The organism is Helicobacter muridarum (assembly GCF_000765805.2).
Taxonomy (GTDB): Bacteria; Campylobacterota; Campylobacteria; order Campylobacterales; family Helicobacteraceae; genus Helicobacter_A; species Helicobacter_A muridarum.
In genome coordinates this window covers 14294-39738 of sequence record NZ_JRPD02000008.1, presented here as the reverse complement: position 1 = coordinate 39738, position 25445 = coordinate 14294, and the positions used below count along the sequence as shown (strand labels likewise).

General features: G+C 32.5%; 18 protein-coding genes and 1 pseudogene. 7 read left to right on the top strand and 12 right to left on the bottom strand.

The features are described from left to right. Positions 1-142: 142 nt before the first annotated feature. Positions 143-265, bottom strand: coding sequence for a hypothetical protein (locus LS73_RS10430; RefSeq protein WP_267891684.1), 123 nt, complete (start codon positions 263-265; stop codon positions 143-145). A 1-nt stretch (position 266) separates the two neighbouring features. Here LS73_RS10430 and LS73_RS04940 point away from each other — a divergent pair, with 1 nt between their 5' ends. The 5 genes from LS73_RS04940 (at position 267) to LS73_RS04920 (ending at position 4896) form a co-directional block, all read left to right on the top strand. After that, the gene (locus LS73_RS04940; RefSeq protein WP_104692246.1) at positions 267-848 is read left to right on the top strand and encodes a hypothetical protein; all 582 of its coding nucleotides are present in this window, start codon (positions 267-269) and stop codon (positions 846-848) included. A 147-nt stretch (positions 849-995) separates the two neighbouring features. After that, on the top strand, positions 996-1823 hold the full coding sequence (locus tag LS73_RS04935) for a DUF5718 family protein (protein WP_034556761.1): 828 nt from the start codon (positions 996-998) through the stop codon (positions 1821-1823). A gap of 57 nt (positions 1824-1880) precedes the next feature. After that, positions 1881-2870, top strand: a complete 990-nt coding sequence (gene lpxD, locus LS73_RS04930) for a UDP-3-O-(3-hydroxymyristoyl)glucosamine N-acyltransferase (RefSeq protein WP_034556763.1) — start codon at positions 1881-1883, stop codon at positions 2868-2870. A gap of 165 nt (positions 2871-3035) precedes the next feature. After that, positions 3036-4046 carry a Holliday junction branch migration DNA helicase RuvB gene (gene ruvB, locus LS73_RS04925; protein WP_034556764.1) on the top strand — a complete coding sequence of 337 codons (1011 nt, stop codon included), beginning with the start codon at positions 3036-3038 and terminating at the stop codon, positions 4044-4046. Between the two features lie 193 nt (positions 4047-4239). After that, positions 4240-4896, top strand: coding sequence for an SEL1-like repeat protein (locus LS73_RS04920; protein ID WP_052089443.1), 657 nt, complete (start codon positions 4240-4242; stop codon positions 4894-4896). 201 nt (positions 4897-5097) lie between these two features. Here LS73_RS04920 and rpe read toward each other — a convergent pair whose 3' ends face one another. The 3 genes from rpe to LS73_RS04905 all read right to left on the bottom strand — a co-directional run bounded on the left by rpe (position 5098) and on the right by LS73_RS04905 (position 7535). Next, a complete protein-coding gene (rpe, locus tag LS73_RS04915; RefSeq protein WP_034557357.1) occupies positions 5098-5739 on the bottom strand; it encodes a ribulose-phosphate 3-epimerase in 642 nt (213 codons plus the stop codon). 279 nt (positions 5740-6018) lie between these two features. After that, the gene (locus LS73_RS04910) at positions 6019-6792 is read right to left on the bottom strand and encodes a glutamine amidotransferase-related protein (protein WP_052089444.1); all 774 of its coding nucleotides are present in this window, start codon (positions 6790-6792) and stop codon (positions 6019-6021) included. Then, the gene (locus LS73_RS04905; protein ID WP_233708808.1) at positions 6792-7535 is read right to left on the bottom strand and encodes a disulfide isomerase; all 744 of its coding nucleotides are present in this window, start codon (positions 7533-7535) and stop codon (positions 6792-6794) included. Before LS73_RS04905 ends, LS73_RS04910 begins: the two co-directional genes overlap by 1 nt. A 139-nt stretch (positions 7536-7674) precedes the next feature. Here LS73_RS04905 and cysE point away from each other — a divergent pair, with 139 nt between their 5' ends. Continuing rightward, the gene (cysE, locus tag LS73_RS04900; protein ID WP_407918740.1) at positions 7675-8520 is read left to right on the top strand and encodes a serine O-acetyltransferase; all 846 of its coding nucleotides are present in this window, start codon (positions 7675-7677) and stop codon (positions 8518-8520) included. Between the two features lie 567 nt (positions 8521-9087). On the opposite strand, the gene LS73_RS04895 is transcribed toward cysE, so the two are convergent. The 3 genes from LS73_RS04895 to LS73_RS04885 form a co-directional block, all read right to left on the bottom strand. Next, positions 9088-10179, bottom strand: coding sequence for a class 1 fructose-bisphosphatase (locus LS73_RS04895; protein ID WP_081955534.1), 1092 nt, complete (start codon positions 10177-10179; stop codon positions 9088-9090). A gap of 55 nt (positions 10180-10234) precedes the next feature. Further along, entirely contained in the window at positions 10235-11404 is a 1170-nt protein-coding gene (locus tag LS73_RS04890) for a glutathionylspermidine synthase family protein (RefSeq protein ID WP_034557600.1), read from the bottom strand. Positions 11405-11674: 270 nt separating this feature from the next. Further along, entirely contained in the window at positions 11675-12697 is a 1023-nt protein-coding gene (locus LS73_RS04885) for a flagellar basal body P-ring protein FlgI (protein WP_407918752.1), read from the bottom strand. A 352-nt stretch (positions 12698-13049) separates the two neighbouring features. Here LS73_RS04885 and LS73_RS10425 point away from each other — a divergent pair. Continuing rightward, positions 13050-13961 (top strand): annotated as a pseudogene (locus tag LS73_RS10425) (divergent polysaccharide deacetylase family protein). Between the two features lie 169 nt (positions 13962-14130). Here LS73_RS10425 and LS73_RS04870 read toward each other — a convergent pair. The 5 genes from LS73_RS04870 to LS73_RS04850 form a co-directional block, all read right to left on the bottom strand. Further along, positions 14131-15384 carry an aromatic amino acid transport family protein gene (locus tag LS73_RS04870; protein ID WP_034557599.1) on the bottom strand — a complete coding sequence of 418 codons (1254 nt, stop codon included), beginning with the start codon at positions 15382-15384 and terminating at the stop codon, positions 14131-14133. 3 nt (positions 15385-15387) lie between these two features. Next, positions 15388-16728, bottom strand: a complete 1341-nt coding sequence (locus LS73_RS04865; protein ID WP_199768434.1) for a purine-cytosine permease family protein — start codon at positions 16726-16728, stop codon at positions 15388-15390. A gap of 23 nt (positions 16729-16751) precedes the next feature. After that, positions 16752-18194, bottom strand: coding sequence for an NAD-dependent succinate-semialdehyde dehydrogenase (locus tag LS73_RS04860; protein WP_034557598.1), 1443 nt, complete (start codon positions 18192-18194; stop codon positions 16752-16754). Next, positions 18191-19447 (bottom strand): 4-aminobutyrate--2-oxoglutarate transaminase, encoded by a 1257-nt coding sequence (gabT, locus tag LS73_RS04855; protein ID WP_034557597.1) that lies wholly within the window; start codon positions 19445-19447, stop codon positions 18191-18193. Before gabT ends, LS73_RS04860 begins: the two co-directional genes overlap by 4 nt. Before the next feature lie 325 nt (positions 19448-19772). Then, entirely contained in the window at positions 19773-25304 is a 5532-nt protein-coding gene (locus tag LS73_RS04850) for an alpha-2-macroglobulin family protein (protein ID WP_104692215.1), read from the bottom strand. Positions 25305-25445 lie beyond the last annotated feature (141 nt).

The following is a 25445-nucleotide window of genomic DNA, read 5'->3' as shown; positions in this document are numbered from 1 at the left end:
CAAAATATAAATTAAAGTATATCTTTTATCTTAGCTAAGCTTCAAATAAACAAGTAACAACATAATTGATGCAACACCACAATCAAGTAAACATCATAAATACCAATAATTACAAATCACAAATAGAATTTTATATATAAATTTAAGGAAGTATGTATTCATCTGGCTTTTCTGGTTTATCCCAAAACGGATCCTTCTTATATCCGCAACCACAAAACAAGAATATGCTAAGGGTTAAAACAAAAAATTGTGCTAATATTCTCATCATGAAAACCTTTAAAGAAATTTTTACTTCTGATTTTAGCAAACAACTAATTAATAGACAATTTACTTCACCAGAGTTTGCTAATTCTATTGTGGATTCCTATATTCTAAACCAGCTTAGAATCTTCCTGCCATCAAACCTTAGGCATCACTTAACAATTATTATGCGATCTAAAATCCATGCAAATCAAATTGCTTTTGGTTTTAACTCTCAAGCTGCATGTATAGAATTTAATAAATATCACGCAAAAAAAATATATGAGATGATTTGGAGTAACTGTATGCTTAAGAAAAAAATGAGGCTTGAGGATTGTAAATCAATGCAAGGATTCGTAGCAAAGCGGCATGCAAGATTGCACGACATTATAGAAATTACTAATCCAAAAATCAAAGAACCTGCTTATGGCACATTCATTAACCATGCAACAAATAAAAAATTGCACAGTCAATTTGAGAGGATTAGAAATATGATTATTAATCATCATAAGCAACTAGATAGGCTTAGATCACAAAAAATAGATTCCAAACCAGAAATTTACAATCTACATAGTAAAACAATCTTTAGAAACAATAGAATAAAATAAATTAAATAAAAGTTACAATAAGTAACTATAAAAATAAAAACGCAAAGTTGAGTGTATAAAATTGATATTTTCTTGTCAATATAGACTACAATTTATTCTCTTAAATTATCATGCTTCTAGCATTGTTTAAGAAATAAGGAGATATTTATGCAAAGAGAATTTTTAGGATTCGGAGTAATAGGCAATTTTGCCAACCACTTAGAGCAAGCAGGCGAAGCAAATGACTTTAAAGACATAAAAAGCGAAGAAGGTGCTCCAAAGGGAATATTTCCATTTTATATTCCAGAAGATGATAGTTTTTTAGGTCGCTACTGTGTGGATAATCAAAAAATTATTTTACCCAATGATAATATGCTTAATGTTCAAGCAGAACCAGAAATAGCTCTTGAATGCGATGTTACATATGACTTAGAAGGTAAAATAATTTCTCTTTTACCAAAATTTTTTATGGCATTTAATGATACATCTGTTCGCAATGATACAAGTGCGATAAAAATTAGTCAAAAGAAAAATTTTTCTGATGGCTCAAAGGGATACGGTTACAAGATTCCTGTTGATAAATTTGAAAACGGTGGAATCTGTGATAACTATTCTTTAACTTCTTTCCTTATATTTGAAGGTAAAACACATCAATACGGTGATAATATAAAGATTGTGAATTATAGTTACTTTTATAAAAAGCTCATAGATTGGACTGTAGATAAACTTAACACTCAAACAGATCATACCGTATTAGAAGATCTTAGAGAAATTATTAAACGTTCAAATCAACCGAGCAAGATTCTAATTTCCATCGGAGCAACTAGCTACACAAGCCTAGCTGAAACTAGATTCTTAAAAGAAGGAGATGAGGTTTGTGTAATTGCATATGATCATAACAAATATAACAATAAACAAATGCAATCTTTTATTGAACAAGGCGTAACAGGATTAAAAGATTGCTCAATAATAAGACAAATGGTCGTAAATGGATAGCCTATAAGCATTTAAAGTTTTCGCTTATAATATATACTTTATTAGCAAGGAGAGAGTATGCTATTATCAGAAGCGATGCATAAAGCTTTCGGTACATCATTACAAGTAAAAACACCATTGCAAAGGGATTTTGAGCTAATAGGATTAGCTCCATTAGAGTTTGCCACGCCCAATCATGTAAGCTATATTAATCAAGACCAATATGCCAAAGACCTACAAAAATCAAAAGCTGGAGCAGTGCTAATTAAAGAATCTATTAAGGACAAGATTCCAAGTCACATACAACCAATAGTAGTGGATAATCCACATTTAGGATTTGCCCTATTATCGCAACTCTTTGCAAAGGGAGATTTTATTGCCCATAACTATACACAATCGCAAATTCATGAAAGTGCGAAAATTGGCGCGAATGTATCACTTGGACGCAATGTTCATATAGGAGCACATACAATAATTATGCCAAATGTTGTTATAGCCGATAACGTAATTATTGGTGAGTATTGTAAAATCTACCCAAACGTAGTGATATATCGCGAAAGTCAAATAGGCAATCACGTCTTAATACATGCAGGAAGCATAATAGGAAGCGATGGTTTTGGATATGCACAAACAAGCGATGGTCGACATATAAAAATTGAGCATAATGGAAAAACAATAATAGAAGATAGAGTTGAAATAGGTGCAAACAATGTAATAGATCGAGCCGTATTTGGTGAAACTAGGATTAAACAAGGAAGCAAGATAGGACATAGCTGTGTTGTAGCACATAATTCTATTGTGGGAGAAAATTCCTTATTAGTCGCTCAAGTAGGCTTAGCTGGCTCTACTACAATGGGAAGAAATGTCGTGCTAGGTGGACAAGTTGGCACAGGTGGACATGTGCATATTGGAGATTTCACACAAGTAGCAGGACGTGGAGCAGTATCTAAGAATCTTCCACCAAAAAGTAAATGGGGTGGACACCCAATTATGGAGCTTGATGAATGGATGAAATTTTATGTAAAACTAAGAAGGCTATTAAAAAATCTGGATAAAGACAAAAGTTAATGAAAAAATATATCCCAATTAATTTGACTAATTGCTACTTGCTTGCATATTTGGGATTAAAGCGACAACCAAAATTATATTTCGCATGCAATTCTGCATAGATTCTATTAAAATCAAATGCTACAACACATGGCTCAATAATAACATAATGGAATAAGGTTAAATATGGAAAGGCATTCAATCATTGCTCAAACAAAGAGCAATCAAGATGAAAATGGTGAAACAACTATTAGACCCATAAGCTGGAAAAACTACATAGGACAGGATAAAATAAAACGGAATTTACAAATCTTCATAAAAGCTAGCAAAAAACGTAACGAATGCTTAGATCATGTTCTATTCTTTGGACCGCCAGGACTTGGCAAAACAACGCTAAGCTATATAATAGCTCATGAAATGAATGCTAATATTAAGGTTAGTGCCGCTCCAACAATAGAAAAAGCAGGAGATTTGGCAGCTATATTAACAAATCTAAACAAAGGCGATATACTCTTCATAGATGAAATACATAGACTAAGTCCGGCTATAGAGGAAATTTTGTATCCTGCTATGGAAGACTTTCGGCTTGATATTATAGCTGGGCAAGGAGCTGGAGCACAAACCATAAAAATCACTATTGAACCATTTACACTAATTGGAGCTACAACAAGAGCTGGCATGCTATCAAATCCACTAAGAGATAGGTTTGGCATAAGTGCTAAACTTGAATTTTACTCTAAAGATGAATTATCTAAAATCATAACTCAAGCATGTAAAACAATAAAATATGACATTACACAAACAAGTGCAAATGAGATTGCTAGCAGATCTAGAGGCACACCTCGTATTGCATTAAGACTTTTAAGAAGAGTGAGGGACTTTGCTGAAGTGGGTAATTCAAATATAATTGATGAAAAAATCACAAAACACGCCCTAAATGAGCTTGGAGTGAATGAGCTAGGATTTGATGAAATGGATTTGAAATATTTACAATTACTAGCATATGCCAATGGCAAGCCTATGGGATTAAATACATTATCCGCCGCAATGAGCGAAGATGAAGGAACCATTGAAGAAGTCATTGAGCCTTATTTACTCGTGAATGGATATGTAGAGAGAACGGCTAGAGGGCGCATTGCTACATATAAAACATATAGTTTATTTCCTGTTACTAACACACAAAGCCTATTTTCTTAAGTGTATAGAAGCAATAATAGCTTAAAAAAATTGCAAAACACAAAAATAACAGTAAATTAACATTATCAAAACCAAAATAAATAAACTTTATAAATGGAGATCTAATGCGAACTATCAAAATTAATAATATATTATTAATATTTAGAAAAATATATCAATACAAATATAATTTTTTGGATTTTGGGACAATGAAATGATTACTAAAATTTTTGTGATTTTTTATATTAGTCTTATGCTTATGGCTTGCGCGAATAAAACAATAGAGCAGCAAATCTCCATAAAAGACGCAGACAGAATCAAAAAGTATAATGAATTAGATAATCTAAAAGAAGGAATATGGTATGTAGATAAATGGAAAGATTATGCCAAAAAGATTTGCGATGATTCTGGTGGATTTGACTGCTCGGTTTTAGGAGAAATATATCATGACAGATTCTATGGATATGATTCCAAAGAAAATAGACAAGAAGCCATAACATTACTTGAAAAATCATGTGAAATGCAAGATAGCAGAAGCTGCTTAAAGCTTGCAATATTTTCGAGTTATTCAGATATTCCAATTGCCAACTCTAAAGACCTATTCAAAAAGGCATATGATATAGCATCAGATAAATGCAGCAATCAATATATATTTGATTGTATGACATTGGCTATGATTTATTTTGAGGGATATGCTACATTTGAAAGAAATAGAAAAACATCAAAGAATCTTGCAAGCTATTCATGTGATAATGGATATGCTTGGGCTTGTGCATTTTTGGCAAATAACGCAAATAATAATCAAGAGCTTCGAGATTCGCATAAGAAAGCATGTGAACTTGGTATTAAAGCTTTTTGCTTTTTTAACTAAACAAATTCCAATATGCTAAAGTTAGAACTGTAATTTGAATAATCTTATATTCAACTCGACAAAGAAGCAAAATATAACAAACTAAAAATGTGGAGCTAAGACATTAAAATATAAAGCTTGATAACTACTAATGTTATATACTTACTTATGTTACATTGATATTATAATTAATACATTTCGCTTTGAAATAAAAATATCATGTTAAACCTTAAGCGAAGCAATAGCCTCTTTTCTATCGTGATGCCCAAATATATAGCTACCAGACACAACAATATCTACTCCTGCATTCTTAAGTATTGGAACATTCTTATCATTTATTCCTCCATCAACCTCTATTAAACATTTTGCATTCTTCATCAAAATTAGCTCTTTTAAATCTAATATCTTTTCAACACTAGATTCTATAAAGTCCTGACCACCAAAACCAGGATTAACGCTCATTACAAGCACCATATCAATATCATTGATAATATACTTTAATGCTTGTGGGCTAGTATGTGGATTTAACACAACAGCAGGGCTTATATTATATGAACGTATTTTTTGAATGACACGATGCAAATGTATTTCAGATTCAATATGAACACTTATAAAGTGTGGCATTAGCGGAGCATATAGATCAACAAAAAAATCTGCATCTTCAACCATAAGATGTATATCAAGGGGAATATTAAACAACCTAGGAATCCTCTCTAATACACAAGGACCAAGAGTCATATTCGGCACAAAATGTCCGTCCATAACATCTATATGAAGCAGATCAGAACCAGATTCAACAACACTTCTTATTTCTTCTTCCAGACGTAAAAAGTTAGCTGAAAGCAAACTAGGTGCAACAAGCATGATATTATTTTTAGCGATAGATGAAACATCTCCCAAAGTAGAGTTATTAATAAAAGCCTTATTGTTTTGCAAATCCTTATCATCATCCATATTACGAATGGAAAGCTTAGCTAAACCTTCTATATCGTGAGTTTGCTTCAAAGAATTTAAAAGCTTCTCAAACTTTGGATTCAATCCTAACATATTGTTTCCTTATATATTCTATATAATAATATACAAAATATTTGTTAATTATTAGTCATTTTGTCCAAAGTTTCAAATCTAATTTGGTATAGAGTTCTATAATAGTAAGAAATTACTTAAGATTTTTAATCCATCTTTGTGACTTCTTTCAGGATGAGGCTGAACACCTAAAATATTATCTTTGCAAACTACGCTGGGGAATGAACAAATGTATTCACACCTAGCAATAATATACTTGATTTCACATGATGCACAATAACTATGCACAAAATACAAATAAAACCCATCATCTAGACCATATAATAGTCTATGCTGTTTTGTTATAAAATTTTGATTCCAGCCAATATGCGGAATCTTTTCACCAAGATATTTACCCAAACCAACAGAGCTATCTTGGCATAAATATTCATTGCTCTTCATATCAGAAGAATCAATTTTAACATTAGTAGATACAAAAACATTTGCACTATTATATAAAGAAATATTTGATATATCCCCCAAACTGCTAGCTACATTATTGGAAGCACTATTACCAAAATGCACAATATCGCCTTCAATCAAGCCTAATCCATTATGTATCCCAAACTCATAGCTTCTATCAAACAATAACTGCATACCAAGACAAATGCCTAGCAAATATTTGCCACTTGATGCAAACTCAATAATTGCGTGGTCTAGTCCATTTGCTACAAAATTATCCATCGCACTTTTAAAAGCACCAACTCCTGGTATAATAAGCTTATCGCATTGTCCAATATCTTCTATGGTAGTAACCCTCTTGATTTTATATTTTGGAGTTGCTATATATTCTAAGGCTCTTAAAGCATTCGCTATATTGCAGATATTATAATCTAGGACACCTAGAATCACTATTTATCCTCTTCTATTATATATGGAGTTCCTTCAACCTTACCCTCACCCATAAGACTACGAACCACTTCCTCTACCATCTTAGTATCTCTTGGCTTTGCTTTGTATTGTGGATTGTATATTTTTTGCAATATCTTTATTTTTTCAGAATCTGTTTTTGCTTCCTTTACAAGTGAATAAATTTCAGCAACTTTATAGGCAGAATCTTTACCCATCCAACCAACAGGAATCATTTTAACATCACCTTCATTTAGCCTATCATTAATTCTCTTTAATTCATCTTGACAATGTGGGCACATCGGATCTGATACTATATAAAAAACTTTCTTAGCATTCTTATTTGTACTTGCCAGGTTTATGATAGCGTCATTAGGAAGACTATTAATAGCCTTTTTAACCGCTTCTTGAGTTTTGAATGTCATATTATAATGGTTAACTAAATTAAATTCAGATATGATTAAATTTCTATCATCATCATTAGAAGTAAAAAAAGCACTTGTAATGGCAAGAAAAAAGCTCTCATGCTTGTTTGTAAATCCAAGCACCCTAAATCCTGTTTTTAGTTCTTTTATGGTGACTAGCTTTAGATTAGAATCTTGCTTTAATTGTTGCTCTTTTATTACAGATACCTCCTGACCTGTTTGTTTATTTATCATATCAGTTAACTTGCTTGCTTGCACCACACCAAAAAAAATGTTACATGACAGTAGGCATAAAGCCATATATCTTGTAGCTCTTCTCATTATTATAAACTCCTAAAAATTAAATAAAACAAATGGATTGTATCACGCAAAAAACAATATTGTTCGATTATCAAAAAATACACACAAAAGTTAGATATAATTCAAGTTTCATAAGAATCAAAATTAAAGTAGAGATGAAGTGAAACCAAACAAAAACCTCATATCTGATAAGATAGATTCACAAAATAACATAATCCATAAGGAGAAAATAGGATTATGGTTACAAATCAAAGAAGACTTTGCCACTCCAAAAACTAAAGATCCAGCATATAATAACCCTTTAGAACTCTTTTTTAACTATCCGGGGCTAATTGCTATTGTGCATCATAGAATAGCTCATAGACTTTATAAAAATGGTTTTCACCTATTAGGAAGAATTATTATGGGCTGGACTCAATTTCTGACCAATATTGACTTACATCCAGCTGCATATATAGGTAGACGCGTATTTATAGATCATGGGATTGGGGTAGTTATTGGGGAAACAGCACAAATTGGCAATGATGTAACAATTTATCAAGGTGTTAGCCTTGGTGGAGTTAGCCTAGAAAGAACCAAACGTCATCCAACAGTTTTGCATAATACAATAATAGGGGCTGGCTCAAAGGTGCTAGGTGACATAGTGTTAGGCGAAAATGTGAAAATAGGTTCTAATTCTGTTGTAATAAAAAATGTCCCAAGCAATTCTACAGCAGTTGGTATTCCAGCTAGAGTAATTAGTAGCGATGGTAAGCATGAAAGAAAGGGAAATGAGAAAATAACAACTAAACTCCCAGATATAGATCAAAAAATGTTTGCCTATATACTTTGTAAAATGAAGATTCTTGAGCAAGCAATCGAGCAAGCCAAGCATGGTAAAGATGATATTGAATTAAAAGATATATGCAAAGAAAAAGAGAAGTTCAAGGCACAAGAAGAAGAGTTAAATAAGCACTACAAGGAATTTATCCAGGCTATAAATAAGGAAGAAGAAAAGCTACAATAAAACCAATAAGCTTATTGTTATATCACTACAACAAATAAGAATTTATTATGCAGACACAAATACGTTGTATTTAATACAAGAACGTAACAAACTTGATTATTTTCTAACTTAACTATATTGCAACTAATTTAATATATATATATATATATATATATCATCATTTATATATGGATTTTTCAAATTTAATAAACCATTGGGTTATTACTTGAGGCTATTTGTGTTTATATGCAATTTTAAAATGTGATCTAAGGCTTTGTATAAAAGCACCATGGTAGTCTTTTTCCTATTTGAATAGGAAAGTAATATAAAACTTATTATTTGGCTTAGTTATAGATATAGATTAATCTATTCAATACCAATACAATAAATTAAAATATATTTTTTCAAAATCTTAAAATAAGGCTTCTCTTAATGCCAATAATTAAATTTCGTATAAAAAAGATAAGAATATTTAATATATAAAGTCATTACTTAGTCTTTATACTTCTTATATAGAATTTATTTAAACTGCACACTTTAATTTTCATATAACCAAGATTAACATATGCATAAATATGAATTTTTAATCTACAATGTTATGCCACTATAAAATTCCCTAACACGTTCTATCTCATCATTGCTGCCAAAGAAGCATGGGACGCTTTCATGAACATTATGCAATTCACCATCAAGGAGTCTATTCATTCCATCAATAGCTACACCTCCTGCATATTCAAAAATAAGCGCAAATGGATATACCTCAAAGAGCTTTCTAAGTTTTCCATTAGGAGATTCAAATGTAGCAGGATAGCTAAATATACCTCCATTTTTACATAGAATCTGATGTAAATCAGGCACCATACCACCACTATAACGTAGTCTATAACCATCATTAAAGAAGCTTTCAATAAGTTTTTTATGATTGCTACGCCAATATTTTTGCGTCCCACCACTAGCATTTATCTTGCCTCTTTGTTTAAGTCTAAAATCTTGTATAAAACGCCATATACATCTATTAGAATCATACATATAATGAGAACTTTTAAAATCTGCTGCAACAACCATCTCAAGTCTTGGTCCATATAAGAAATATAGCGAGGCGATTAGATTTTGTGGGGCAAATGTGTTAATATAGATTCCGAATATGCTACCCACACTAAGATTGCTATCCATAAGAGAGGAACCATCTAAAGGATCAAAAGCTACTAAAAGGTCTTGCATGCTACAATCCATAACTCTAGATTCTGTTATACTCTTAAGCTCAAAATCATTCTTGGTTAAATTAATAGAATTATTGTCATGGACAAAGCTAAATAACTCTGAATCTAAATATTCCCTGTTCTCGCTACAAAACACAACGTCGTCTCTCTCTTCACTAGCAAAACCCTTAATCGACAAGTTAGATAGAATTTCGCCAAAAATATTATCTGCTGCAATATCAACTTTTAGTTGATTATCTCCACTAGAATTAGAATTTGAGCTATATTCTACTTCTCTATCTTGCAAAAGTCTTGCAACTCTCAAAGCCCCTTTTTGCAAACTAGCAATAACTGTTAAAATTGCCAAATCGCTAGACACTTGACTCGAATTACACAACAAGTATTTGAAATTATCAATCTCGTCTAATTTAGAATCTAAACTTGAGTTCAAGTTCAAGCTACTATATAAATTATTTTGCATTATTTATCCTTAAGCCACATCATAAACTAACAACATAACTAATTCAAATTTATCCTTAGCTAATAACATGGCTAACAAATTTTGAATAATTATCCATAATTTCACTACCCTTTCTAAAACCTAGTGCGCAAGACTCATAAGAAAAAAATACATTTGCTTGATAAAATGAGCCATTCGCAGAGTTAAGTGGGTAAAACTCCTGATAAATAGGCTTATGATTCCCATATTGACCATCTTTAGAATTAATAGCCACTCCTCTAGAATCCAAAATGCTAATATTAGCACCCTCCCTACCAAAAGCATGTTTTTTAACTTGCTTAGTATTTAATTTATCATAGCTAGTTTCCAATAAAAGCGGATGATTGGGATATAAATCCCACAAAATCTTTAGCATTCTTTTACTTTGAAACAAAAGTGTATAAGCTGGATTCAAAAATATAGCCTTGTGATTTGCCATAATGTCATTTATAATCAAAGCTAATTCTGGTTCATCAATAGCAATATCTTCCCATGGAATGAATTTAAACCAAAATTCAAAATTGGCATTATTAAAAAACACACCATCACTAGAGCTTAAACTAACCTCATCAACATAACAAAAATCTGTTATCATTCCAGCACTATTTGCCATATCTTGTAAAAATCTAACAGTCTTTTCCTCTTCATCATTACCACGAATGCTAGAGAAAAGAATTTTCCAACCTTCATAAATCTCGTGAAAATTGCTTACATCATCACTAAGGGTAACAAGCCTTTGGAAATTTTGAGAAATCGCGTCATATACATTATTAAACTGTGACTCTTCATCATAACCATTAGACTTCAATAGGGCATATTGAATAGCAGATGTCTCATAAAGCATAGTTGGAGTATCAGCATTGAACTCAAGCAATTTAATAGGAGCACCATCAAGCCCACCTGCCAAATCAAATCGTCCATAAATATGCCAATGCACATCTTCGTTAAAGCTTTGCACAATGGTGTCTATTAGGTTATTTGGAATATCTAGCTCATAGAAAAGATTATTATCAATAACATATTGTGCAGCTTCGACATACATGTCATACAATTCATTACATGCATCATAATAAGCATCTGCTTCATCTTGAGTAACATGTATAAGCTCATCGCTAATATAATCTGTATTATCTGGATCAGTATGCCATGATAATTCAATTTGCTCAAAGTCCTGCTTTGTGAGTGGCTTGAGTTTCGTAATCTTCATATTTATCCTTTTGAGTTAAGTGTTGAAATGGTAGTATAAAATGTTGCAATCTACATAAAATTAATAGATAGCAACAACAAATCTAGATTTATGTGGACAATTGAATATACATGTATAATTAATAAGTTTTACAAATTTCTATCTTAGTAAGAACTTATTAATAAAACCTTAGAAAAAGCTCTAAAATTTAAAACTTATAATGATTAAATGATAATTAAATGTTTTACATTACATATAATCCATTATTAATGCACAATATAATGAATAAAATTATAGCACCTCAATATCTGCTGCAATAGCACCGCTTCTTTTCATTGTCTCAAGTATGGATATAACACTTTCAGGACTAGCTCCAAGTCTTTGCAATGCTCGAACAACACTAGCAACAGTTGGATTCTTGCCATTGCTACTTAATGTATTAGTCTTTGGATCAAGAGTCATAGAATCTATTTGCGTGCTACCGTTACTGGTATCAAATTCTTTTGTGATTTTTAGTGTTAGATCTCCATGAGTAAGAACAATTGGTTGCACACTAATTTCTAATCCAGAAACAATAGTGCCAGATTTTTCATCTATTACAATACGTTCCCTAGATGTATAAGGAATATCAACTTCTTGAACCAATGCCAAAAACTCAACCATGCTAAGATTAGATGGCTTAATAATTCTTATAGTTCTAGAATCAAACGCTTGTGCGGTTTTATCTCCAAATACCTCATTGATTTTATTTTGCACTTTTATTGCATTTTGAAAATCAGACTTCTTAAGGCTTAGTGTCGTGCTATTTTGATTATATAAATTAAAGCTTACTTCTTTCTCAATGGTAGCTCCTCCATTAATTGTGCCACTAACAAGACTCTCCCCCTTCCCTATACTAATAGCTCCTTGGGCTACTGCATAAATTTGTCCATCAACAGCATTCAATGGCGTCATAATCAATGTCCCACCTTGCAAAGACTTAGCATCGCCTATACTAGATATTTTTATATCAATCTTATCACCCTGCCTAGCAAATGGCGGCAAAGACGCAGTTACCATAACTGCTGCTACGTTCTTTGATTTTATATCATTCGCGCTCAATTTAACATTCATTGTCTCTAGCATATTTGCCATGGACTGGGCAGTAAATTGGGAACCGCCTTTATCGCCCGTACCATTTAGCCCAATCACTATTCCATAGCCCATTAACTGATTATCTCTAACCCCTGCTATATTGCTTAAGTCGCCTATTTTTTCTGCTAAAGCTAAACCAAAACAAGCTAAAAGGGAAAACATAACAACAATTCGTCCTATAATATTCATAACAAAACCTTTTGTATTTAATCCTTAATACATAAACAAAAAAAGCAAAATAAGTGCCAAATAATAGTAACATTATGTAGCGTTGTCCTATTGCTAACATAGATTCATAATAGTTTTAAAAACCTACGCATAATTAAAATGCCAATACATAAGCCAAATAATCGCCAATATTAAGGAAAACAATGCAACAAGGCAATTCTAATATATAGGCGTAGTATTATTAATTATATTGGCAGGTTTTGCATATTGGATATACAGCGAAAGTAAAGCAAAAAATAAAATCTTATCATTTAATATAGAAAGCTCAACATATCATCAAGATGAAAATAATAAACAGGCTTTGATGGATTTAGATAACAAACATAAGTTTGATATAGATTCCAAAAATTTGCAAGAAAGCAATGAAATATTTGAAAATCCCAAACAGAACACAAAAAGTATAGTTAAGTTCAAAGTAGATGATAGACCAAATAATGAAGAAGCTAGTATTGATGACCTAGATTCTAATAAACTATATAACTTAGATTTTAAAGAAGATTTAAAGGAAGATTTAGAAGAATTTAATTGGAACTTAAATGTAGATTTAAATCCAGATTCCAAACATCAAAAAACAAAAGATAATATCATAAATAAGCATTTAAACAAAAATACTAGCAAAAAACCAAAGCTAGCAATTATTATTGATGATTTAGCCATGCCTAAGGATATAGAAGCATTTAAGGTATTAGATTTAAAGCTTAATCTTTCATTATTTCCACAACACGTATTTAGTCGACACAATTCCAAAATGGCAAAAGAGCTTGAATTCTATATGATTCATTTGCCTCTGGAAGCAAATGAATTTAAGCAAAAGGGAGTAAGAGTAATAAATACAGGAGATTCAATAGAAGTTATTGAAAGCTATATTAAGGAAATCAAGCAGGATTTCCCGAATCTACGATATATCAACAATCACACAGGAAATCGCTACACATCTAGCAAATAAGACATGGAAAAACTGCTAAATGTGCTAGATAAGCATGGAATAATATTTGTTGATTCCAAAACATCATCTAGTGATGTAATAAAAAATCTATATCAAATTAGAAATCAAGTCTATATACAACGTGATATATTCTTAGATAATCAATCTAATAGTGAAAGCATTTTAGAACAATTAGAAAAAGCATTAAATCTAGCAAATAAAAGTGGCTTTGCTATTGTTATAGAACATCAAGCAAAATACACTGAATGTATTAAAACAATATTCAAATAAACTAAGAAGTGAATATGAGTTAGTATATATTAATGAGATAGAAGAATTTTTGCAAAAACAGACTCAAAAAATATCCATACAAGAAAAATAACTCTAAATCAGAATCACAAAGCAATATATTATGATATTGCCATTGAAATATCTAATATTCACAAGTATTACAAATAGATTAACCAATAATCTTTTCTAATACACCATATTTAGCTGCAATGCTAAGCAGTGTAGCAGCCAAATATACAAAAACAATGGTCCCCTTCACAGCCCAACTAGTAAGGAAGTCTGGAACTTTCCATGCAGCAGGAAGATCGCCGTGCTTTCTTGAGTTTGCAAGAATAAGAATTGGAAAAAAGCTAAGGATAATACCACCAACAACACCAGGCCAATATAGGGCGTCATCAATAGTGTCTACTAGATTAAACAATACAAGTAGAAGTGGAGGTATAACCACTGCAAGTAAAATAAAGAATCTCACATTGAGATTATTATCAGCATCTTTGTTTATTTGATCTGCTATATTTGTTATAAACATACCACCTAACCCCCAATACGAAGTAAGAATAGCAAAAAGAGCGAAGAGATTAGCAATCATAAATGCCCATTCTCCAATCGCCTTACCCCAAGATATAGTTACAACACCAGAAATATTTTCCAATCCATCTAACACGATTGCAGATAGAGGCACTAAAGACAACATTAAAAATGTAATAAAATTTCCAAGTATCACAGCTTTAGGAAGCATTTGGGGTTTATGCGAAAATCCTCTTGCCATCTCTGGAACTATATATTGCGATGAATATACAAAAACTACAGTATTGAATATAGGAATAATAGCTATCCAATTCCAATGCATCTCTAAGGCATGACTAAAATCAACTTTAGATTTAAAAAATGTAGAAATGATAAGAACGACAAGAATAGCAAACATAATTCCAATAACTTGCTTCTCGCCTCTACCAATTGCCTTTAATCCAAGCCATAGCACAGCTGATGCAGGTATAAAGAAAATAATACTACCCCACATCTCTGGAATATGAAATATCTCATTGATAATTCGTCCACTAGCTTTTTCATAGGCAGTAAGCGCACCAATAGCAGTTACAGCAACTGATATAAACATTAATATCTTAGCTATAGGACCAATATACTTGACTGACAACCCTGTTAGCTGTAAATGCTGTTTGGTCCTAAGTGTCGCTTCTGCAATATATAGCATTGTAATTGTGGACAAAATCCCACCAACTATAAGCCAAAAGAAAAGAGGTAAAAAACCAGCATGTTTTGCAGTATGCGCAATGCTAAGAATCCCGATACCAATATTTGTTCCAACCAGCATTGCTACACCCTCAACAAACGTAAGTTTTTTTGTTGTTGGATGTCCCTTAAGTTCGGCGACAAATTCTTGTTTAATTTCTTTAATTTTCAAAAGTTACCTCCTAAATTTCAAAGTTACTAAAATAATGTAAAGTAAAAATGCAGACACAAAGGTTAATGTTGCATACCAATTTACACCCCAAGAAGAATTAAATGCCCAAACACCTATACCACTTGATATAAACCATGCAGAAAGCCCACTAAAATCCATAGCTGGAATCTTGTTTGAATCAACTTCTGGAACTACACCAAAATATTGCTCTCTTTTGGGATTTAAAATATGAGCTAAGGCAATCGCAACCCAAGACACAACAAAAATACCCTGATAAGCCAAAGCTAACAAAAGATAAGAAAAAACATCGGTTAGCATAATTAAAAAAACTATGACACCAACAACTATAGCCCAAACATATTTGGAAAAATTAAGCTTTAATGTTTCCTCAAAGAAAGCTTGCATATTTGTCGTTGCTAAGAAAAAATTCGCTGTATTAATACGAGTTTGAGTAATCCATACAAACACTAAGCCAAAAAAGCCCATTAAATCAATAAACACAAATGCAACAGCAGCTTCAGATAGGCTCTCTGTTGGCACAATAGATACTAAATATATACCAACTAATGCAGGTAAGAAGAAAGCTGTTATATAAAATGGTATACCAAAAGTAATGCTTGAATGAAAACTCATATCCTCTTTCTTTCCAAAACGAGCAAAATCAAATGTAAACATCATCAATACATACACACCCATATAATAAACAGCGACTTTCCACCATCCATACTCTGGAATCTCTTGTGGTCCCATCTCTAACCATGAACCATTATATCCATACTTAATAGTTGCATATATAACAGAACCAATCAATCCTATGAGGTAAAGCGGCAATAAAACACCATTAAACTTATCAAGCCAATGCTGCACAGAACCAAAAATTAGAGGCACACTATATAGAACTACAATCAACGCACCAAGCCAATAAGGAATACTTGAAAATTCATGATTTAAGGCAATAGCAATAACAGAACCCTCAAATATGGCGTAATAGGTAGCCGTTGCGAAGAAAATAAGAGTGGCAAGTGCAGCTCCGGTATGTCCAAATAATACACGTGAAAAAAGAGCAACAGATAGCCCTGTTTTTATCGCATATCGAGATATGATTCCGTTGATAATGGAGTATCCAACAACTGTAATAAGTAATCCAATAATTGCATTTTTAGTTCCATAAGCTTGCGCCATAGCTACGCCAACTACAATATAAAACAACGCGCTACAAACTCCCCACCATGCCATCATAAGTGAAAAGCGTGTTGATTTTTGGGAATCATGAATAATATGTGTCGATTCATCTTCTGTATGAATATGAGCCAAATCAGACCGATTAGAGTTCATAACTGCCATAGCATATCCTTATATAATTCAATTTATATGATATTCATATTTACATATTTAATTTCTAAATAATCTTCCATACCGTATTTAGAGCCTTCTCTACCAAGTCCACTTTGTTTAACACCACCAAATGGTGCAACTTCAGTAGAAATAATTCCAGTATTAACGCCTATAATTCCATATTCCAAAGCTTCACTGACACGCCATTGCCTAGCTGAACTATCTGTATAAAAATATGCCGCTAAACCAAACTCTGTATCATTTGCCATAGTAATAGCCTCTTCTTCTGTATCAAACTTAAAGAGTGGTGCTAGAGGACCAAATGTCTCTTCCTTTGCCACAGCCATATCTTTAGTAACATCTACTAGTATGGTTGGCTCAAAGAAGCTTAAGCCCTTTGAGTGAGGTTTACCACCGCTTAGAATCCTAGCACCCTTAGAAGTAGCATCTGCAATATGCTCTTTGACTTTTGCTACTGCCTTTATATCAATTAGGGGACCTTGAGTTATGCCTTCTTGCATACCATCACCAACATGCAATCGCTCAACTTCAATCTTTAAAGCCTCTGAAACCCTGTCATAAATTCCACTTTGGATATAGATTCGATTAGCGCACACACATGTCTGCCCACTGTTGCGAAATTTGGAAGCTAAGATACCTTTAACTGCATCATTTATATTTGCATCATCAAATACAATAAATGGCGCATTGCCGCCTAACTCTAAAGAAAGCTTTTTGATTGTATTTGCACTTTGAGCCATAAGCTTCCTGCCTACTTCAGTCGAACCAGTAAATGTGATTTTTTTAACTATATCGCTTTCACATAGGGTTTTGCTAATCATAGTCGCATTTCCTGTAACAACACATAGCACATCTTTTGGAACTCCAGCCTTATAAGCTAAATTTAGCAAAGCATATGCGCTAAGAGGCGTTTGTGTAGCAGGTTTTACAATCATAGAGCAGCCGCATGCAAGTGCTGGAGCGGCCTTGCGAGTAATCATTGCTGATGGAAAATTCCAAGGAGTAATAGCACCACATACACCAATTGGTTGTTTAAGCACAAGAAGCTTTTGATTATGCTGAATCGATTGTAAAATATCGCCATCAATTCTTCTACATTCTTCAGCAAACCAACGAATAAAACTAGCTGCATAATTAATCTCACCTAGAGACTCAGATAGCGGCTTACCCATTTCTATAGTAAGGATTTCTGCCAAAGTTTGCTTATGCTCTAGCATAAGCTCATACCACTTTAGTAAAATATTTGCACGCTCTAGGGATAGAAGAGATGACCATTGATTAAAGCCTACTTGAGACTTTTGAATAATATCCTCTAATTGTGTTTGAGTAATATCATGCACAAATGCTATATCCTCCCCTGTAGCAGGATTATTTACAGCAATAAAATCATCTTTTTTTTGTCTTGAGACAAACTCATGCTCTAGGAGCAAAAAGTGTTTAGATAACAAACTCATCGCACACCTCCTTCTATTGCTGATTTCAAAATTTCTAGAGCTTTATCAAATTGTGAAGTAGGAATTGTTAACGGATATAGGAATCGAATTACATTGCCATGGCTACCACAAGTAAGCAATAATAATCCATTGCTCATTGCAATACTTTGAACCTTTTTAGCTATATCTGGACTTGGCTGGTTATCTTTGAAGAATTCTACAGCTACCATAGAGCCTAAACCTCTTACTTCTGCTATCTCTTTACAATTTAAACCATTTAGGAAGTCTTGGAGTTTGCTACCAAGCATATTTGCTCTATCTAAAAGCTTCTCTTCTTTAATAACCTCCAATACCTCAAGGGAAGCTGCAACAGCAAGAGGATTACCTGCATATGTGCCACCCATACCGCCCGGGTTAATTGAATCCATAATATCTTGCTTGCCAACAATCCCAGATATTGGGAATCCGCCACCAAGACTCTTAGCCATACATATAATGTCTGCTGAAACATCAAAATATTCCATAGCAAAAATCTTACCTGTTCTGCCAAATCCTGTTTGAACCTCATCGGCTACTAGGACGATTCCATAGGTATCAGCAAATTTTCGCAAGCCTTCTACAAATTCCTTTGGTGCTGGATTAAATCCCCCTTCACCTTGCACTGGTTCAAAGATAATAGCCGCGACATCATAAGGAGAAATAGAACTCCTGCAAATATGCTCAAGACTTTTTAGGGAATCTTCTACACTCACACCATGCAGCTTATTTGGATAAAGTGCATGATAAATTCCTACCATGCCAACACCTATTTCTGCCTTATATGGAACTACCTTACCTGTCATACCAACAGCTGTGGCTGTCCTACCATGAAAGCCTCCTCCAAAAGCAATAACTCCATATCGTTTAGTATGAGCTTTTGCTAGCTTTATAGCATTTTCAGTAGCCTCTCCGCCAGTGGTAAAAAAACATGATTTTTTCTTACCTGCAAGTGGGGCTAATTCATTTATCTTTTCAGCTAGTTCAATATAGCTTTCATATGGTGTTACTTGATAGGCTGTATGTGTGAATGCGCAAAGCTGCTTTTCTACTGCTTTTATTATTCTTGGATTGCAATGCCCTACATTAAGAACAGCAATACCTGAAGCAAAATCGATAAACTCTCTACCTTGATTATCCCATAATGTAGCGTTTTGAGCTTTTGTAACGAACCAATCACATAAAACTCCAATTCCCCTAGGAGTAGCTTCTTCTTTACGTTTATTCAAATCTCTCAATTAAAATCCTTTAATTAAAATACACCAAATAGGCGTTTAAGAATTAAATATAACACAAATAAAAAAGAAACCAAAAGAAAAAAGGCGATATTTTATATCTTAAAATAGAAAATGATACTTTTATCTACAAATTGAGTGTGAAGATATAGGCAATATTTAACTAATTTGCAAAATGTTACAAGATAGTTGCATTAATATTTATCTATATTACTTTTTGTAAAAAATTTTTGATACAAAACTATACAGTATAAATTTATTATAGTTTCATATATTTACAATGATAAATATCACTTCTCCCTCCATGCCTATTGAAAATAGAAATTCATTATCTAGCATGAACCTTTACTTTCATACTAGGGGTCGTAGCCTGATATGCATCGCTATACATAGCTTCAGCTGTAGCTGGAGGCAAAGTATATTCTCCTGGCGTAACGGCTATTATCTTTACAAAGAATTCTTTAGATTTTTTAGACATAGAATCATAATCAAAAAACCACATAATTCTATCGTCACGAATATCTGTGTAAGTAATGTTAAATGGCATAGATTTAGAAATAAATAGCGGCATGTCTTGATTACCAAATCTAGTATTTTCAATCTCCCAACCACTAGGCAATATCTGAGTTAATGCCATATTCTTTATACTAACATCACTATCTAGTGACGATAGGGTAAACTTAATATAAAAACTATAACCAGATTGAATATTTGTTGGATCTATGCTAGTACCACTTTCATCTAAAAATTCTTGCTTTAAGGCAATATTATTGGAAATTTGGGCTAGATTATTGTCAATTGGAATACCGTCCCAAATATAGTTTATATACAAGTCATGATTTGAATTAGATAAAATATTTGCCTTACCACTATCAAAATCAAACACAATATGCGATGTATTATCATTGAATGTCTTATTAGAGTTGTTAATGTTAATTGTCCCAGAAATTATAGAATCTTTTGTATCCTCTTTCATCTGTCCTAAAGTCATAAGCCAATAGCCTAGCTCTTGGGTAGAAAACCAAGAATTAGATTCCAATTTAGCAAGTACAGAATCAATGCTCTTTGGTGCTGTTTGATAAATCTGATAATAAGCATTTGCAATTATTGCTTGATTGCGGAATGATGAACCATAGCTATATTTATAGTATTCAGAATCATCATCAATTAAAGATAAATTTTGAGTAATCCTTTGAGCTATTGCTGGCATACCGGCCATTTGATAACCTGCCGCAAGAATCCACTTCTCTGTAATTGAGAGATTTGAGAGATGATTCTCATAAATTGTATTCATAATGCCTATTTGAGGCTTCTTTGCAAGAGCCAATAAATATAATGAATAAATCTTATTAAAGTTGTCCTTGTTATTAGATTTAACCTGAGTTACTTGGTATTCAAGCCATCTTTTAAGCATACTTTCAGGAACATAATAACCCTGTTGCTTAGCTAATAATAAGAAGTGTCCTGCGTAATTGCTGCCATATCTATCTGCCTTTGCTTCTTGTTGCCAATATGAGAATCCACCATTAGCTACTTGGAAATTTTGTATATTAGCTATCGCTGCATTTATATTTACAATTAGCTTTTTCTTATTAATGAAATTTGATGTGCTTATCTTATCTATGAATAATTGAGGTAAAACACTTGATGTGGTTTGCTCAATACAACCATATGGATAACGAATAAGCCAACGCAGCCTATGATCAATGTTAAATAATGGTGCGCTAGAAATTGTTATAAAGCCAGTATTTGAACCTTGCACAAAATTTGAATATGTATCGAGATTTAAGCTTGATCTAGGCTTTAAGGTATGTTTTTCAACTAATGTAATGTAGGGATTAACAGGCTTAACATCAATTTCAGTAGAATCCACAAATTGAAATTTCTTGTAGGATAGAGAAATTTCGATGTTATCTGTGCCTATAGCATCGCCAACAATGCCCTTAAACGTAATAACTTTGGAAGTTGCATTGTTAAAGTCAATGCTAGACTCACTCTTATCAAAGCTTATAATTTTATTCTTTGTTTTTAACGACAAGGTAGCATTTTTTACCTTTGAATCAAGCCTAAAAACTTCGATTGGCAAGCTAAATTTATCACCAATCTTAAGGCTTCTTGGGATAGTAGGAATCATGACTAAAGGGGCTTTCACCTCAATAGAGTTTTCAGCAGAACTTACTACATGCTCATTGACAGCTACTACCATAATGCGCACTTTCCCCATGTAGCTAGGAATAGTTAATTCTATCGTAGCATTGCCCCTAGAATCAGTGCTAGCAGGAGGTAAAAAGAATGAAACAGGCTTAAATCTGTCTGCATGATCATCATTAATGTCATTCTTCCTATTACTCCTAGCTTTAGAATACATCGCATTTTCTAAATAATTTCCACCCCCAGCACTTAGCACCTTATTAACCTTGCCAAAAGTCTTAGCAATAATTAGATCATAAGTATCAAATACCTGCAATACAAGAGGTAATTTAGCAAAAAAATATCTATATGGATTAGGTGTTGCAAAGTTATTTAAGCTCAATAGCCCCTCATCAACCACAGCTAAAGTGTATGTGACCCTTTGCTTCTTATCATTGCTAAGATTAATAACCACCTTAGAGTTTGGATTTACTTCCTTTGGCGCATCAATAAAAAGTTTCAAGATATTATTATCATCTTTAACATTAATGGAAGCAATGCCATAGAGCCTTAAGGGTCTATCATTATTAGTATTATAATCTTGCAATAACGATACAGTTACATAGGCATTTGGCACTAAGTCTTTATTAAGTGGAATATCTATGATAGTTTGTGAGGATTTAGTATCTATCCAGAATCTTTTTATTATATTTCCGCCTTTATTTAGTGTTATCAAAGCCTTAGCTCCAGCTACACTCTCAAAACTAACTTTAGCTACATCACCTATTTTATATTCGCTTTTATCGGTTTGAATTTTGAGTGAAGTTATACTTTTATTTTTAAATGGTCTCCCCCAATCACTCACATATAGAATAATCTGACTTGTCGCACCATTAGTTATATCAACAACTTCAATTAGAAATTCTCCACTATCTTCAAATGTATGTTTAAGCATTACAGGCTTATCTTGGCTTATTAACTCACCCTCTGCAACGATTTGCATATTTTTATCTATCTTGACATTTTGTAATAAATAATCATCATTATCATAGTCAAACCACCATGAATAATTATTGCTATATATTTTATATTGCAGCTTTCTGCCTGAAATAAGACCAGAATCATCGCTAGCAATAGCAATTACTGGAATATGAACCTCCTTATTAAGCTCAATAACGTTTTTTTGTAAATTTCCTATGCCAACAAAGCTATCATATTTATTTAGTGAAACTATATGACTAGAAGTAGAATATCTACCACCACTCTCAAATACTTTTGCCACAATCATAGCTTGCATATTCTTATTAACGATCAAAGCCTTTGATAAATCAAACATTACTTGAGCAGACCCTTTAGAATCTAACTTGCCTTTCTTATTATCGCCTTCTATATAATAAAGATTTGAATAACTAGAGAATATATAGTTCTTATATTTCTTGCTACTAAAATTCTTAGGTTTCAAAGATAAGCTTGCCTCATATCTCAAATTGCTAGCTGGCGCGCCAAACAAGTAATCACCTTGTAAATTAAAGTTAAGATTTTTTGATGAATTAAAGTCAATTTCATCTTTTGCATTTATGATTAATTTGATTCTATCTTGCACCAAAGTCTCAATTGATATATCCTTAAAAAATATACTATCGCCTACTTGAAGCCTAGTCTGCCAAACGCCTGTTGGAGCATTTTTTGGAATCTTGAGCTGGTAGTAATATAATCCATCATTATTTGGTTTACTAGAATCATCTATTTTAGAATCCAAAACATTAGAATTATTATTTGAGATTAATATCACTTTAGTTTTAGATTGGCTAATACTGCTTGGATATAATAGATGATCATTTAATATAGTTTTGCCTCTTGCATCTGTTATACTAAGCTTAATTGGGTGATTGATTGGTGCGCCATTGCTTCGCACAATTGCATTAATATGCAAGGAATCTCCGGGTCTATACAAACCTCTATCTGTATAGATAAAGGTTTGTATACCAGAGCTAGACATTTCACCACCAACATCAAATCCATCACTAGATAATATTTGATTATTTAAATTCAATAAAGATACATCTTCGTCCAGCTGGGCTAACAGATATAGTGTTTCGTTCTTTTTATCTTTAATATTTAGTAAGGCATTGCCATCTTTATCTGTAATAGCTTTAGCTAAAGACTGATTTTTTCTGCTAATAGCCTCTATCATAACATTTTCTAAAGGTTTGTTGTTATCTATACTAAGCGCGCTAACTAGGATATTATCGCCATGATTTGAGATTCCTCTTTGGGCTATTAGTGCTATTTTAGAGAAAACTAAATGCTTTGCTACTCTGCCTTGATGCCTAAAAAACCTCTGTATATCCAAACTACTATAGCTATCATCGTCATTAGAATCATCTGTATTAAAAACATAATCCACACCATCTTTATTAAAACTAAGCTCTACGATAAATATTCCGCTTGTATCTTTGATACTACTTAGATCTATTTCATTTTGCACCCAACTATTCTTTACGCTATCAATGCTAAACTCTTGTTTTAAAACCTCATCTCCAAGTCTATCTATGTTGTTATATATATACATATTGCTTGGGCTATCATTTTTGCCATATACAAATCTGCCATTAGATTGAAAAAATTGCGTAATATTGTTTGGATAGATTCTATGAATTGTTAAATTCACTTTTTTTACATTCACGCTTTTAAATGCTATTTTCTTATTGGCACTTTGTGGCAAAAATACACCAGCACTAGAGAATACAATACTAGGCATTATATCCTTGATAGTTACATCTTTTGTGAAAGTGTCTTTCAATACTTCGTTATTGATAGCCTTTAAACCCTGTAACACAGATATGCTATACTTAGTATTAGATTTAAAAGCCCCTTTAATATATATAATATTATTCGCTTGTGCTAAATTGAAATCTACTCTTGGAAAAACTTGTATAAAATCTTTTAGATTCACATTCTTAGCTAAATCAGATGATAGCCTAATCACAATAGAGCTATCTTTGCCAATCTTTGGCTTAATGTCAATAACTCTTATGTCGCTATCCTTATAAAGAGTAATAGGCATTGCTATATCCTCCTTAAGTCCAAGCAAAGAAGAATTAAAATAAAGAGTAAACTCGCTATCCCTATCTTTAAATGCAGAGACAGATTCAGATTCCAAATTAAAAGAATTATTATGACTAGCTCTTACATTAAAAGATAGATTCCTGCCATTAGAATCCTTTATTAAAATAGCACTAGATAAAAGCTTTGAATCTAAAGGATAGAGAGCGGCTATATTTGCCTCTATTTTATGGGAATTATTGCCTACACTATTAAAATTTAGATTTAAGATACTTATACTATTTGGCTTAGTACTAAACTTTAGCTTTAAATTCTCATTAACGATATTCGTGCCAAATTTATCATTTATCATTTTGGTTGGAAGATATATATTGTATGAGGTATTGGAATTAAGTGGTTTAGGAAAGAGTAAAATTAACTTATTTTCTTGAATAAACGAAACTTTAATATCACTTGATTCTCCATTGATTGTAGCTGATATAGGAAGCACAGTCTTAAGATTTGGGTTAGAAACAATATTTTGCTTAAACTGTATAAAAACTTCAGAATCTGGATCGATCTCACCCATTGTTTTAGAATCAATTTGCATATTTAGCTTATCGCAACCAGCAAGCAAAACAAATAACATCAGTAATATAGAAAAACCATGATGACAAATCTTCATTTAAATCTCCCATTATTAAATAATAAATTGTAACAAAACTGCACTCAAATCAACATTTTTCAAGTAAGCTTCACGACTAAAATTATAAAAATCCTGATTCCTAAATGCAAAAGCATAGTCAAAGAAAGAAATTACATAGCA

What these genes read in the sequence shown, in the direction of transcription:
- LS73_RS04850 (WP_104692215.1), bottom strand. Translation starts at nt 25,304, where the DNA reads ATGAAGATTTGTCATCATGGTTTTTCTATATTACTGATGTTATTTGTT.
- LS73_RS04890 (WP_034557600.1), bottom strand. Translation starts at nt 11,404, where the DNA reads ATGAAGATTACGAAACTCAAGCCACTCACAAAGCAGGACTTTGAGCAA.
- LS73_RS04905 (WP_233708808.1), bottom strand. Translation starts at nt 7,535, where the DNA reads ATGAGAAGAGCTACAAGATATATGGCTTTATGCCTACTGTCATGTAAC.
- rpe (WP_034557357.1), bottom strand. Translation starts at nt 5,739, where the DNA reads ATGCTTGTTGCACCTAGTTTGCTTTCAGCTAACTTTTTACGTCTGGAA.
- LS73_RS10430 (WP_267891684.1), bottom strand. Translation starts at nt 265, where the DNA reads ATGAGAATATTAGCACAATTTTTTGTTTTAACCCTTAGCATATTCTTG.
- LS73_RS04920 (WP_052089443.1), top strand. Translation starts at nt 4,240, where the DNA reads ATGATTACTAAAATTTTTGTGATTTTTTATATTAGTCTTATGCTTATG.
- lpxD (WP_034556763.1), top strand. Translation starts at nt 1,881, where the DNA reads ATGCTATTATCAGAAGCGATGCATAAAGCTTTCGGTACATCATTACAA.
- LS73_RS04865 (WP_199768434.1), bottom strand. Translation starts at nt 16,728, where the DNA reads ATGGCAGTTATGAACTCTAATCGGTCTGATTTGGCTCATATTCATACA.
- LS73_RS04860 (WP_034557598.1), bottom strand. Translation starts at nt 18,194, where the DNA reads ATGAGTTTGTTATCTAAACACTTTTTGCTCCTAGAGCATGAGTTTGTC.
- LS73_RS04935 (WP_034556761.1), top strand. Translation starts at nt 996, where the DNA reads ATGCAAAGAGAATTTTTAGGATTCGGAGTAATAGGCAATTTTGCCAAC.
- LS73_RS04895 (WP_081955534.1), bottom strand. Translation starts at nt 10,179, where the DNA reads ATGCAAAATAATTTATATAGTAGCTTGAACTTGAACTCAAGTTTAGAT.
- LS73_RS04940 (WP_104692246.1), top strand. Translation starts at nt 267, where the DNA reads ATGAAAACCTTTAAAGAAATTTTTACTTCTGATTTTAGCAAACAACTA.
- ruvB (WP_034556764.1), top strand. Translation starts at nt 3,036, where the DNA reads ATGGAAAGGCATTCAATCATTGCTCAAACAAAGAGCAATCAAGATGAA.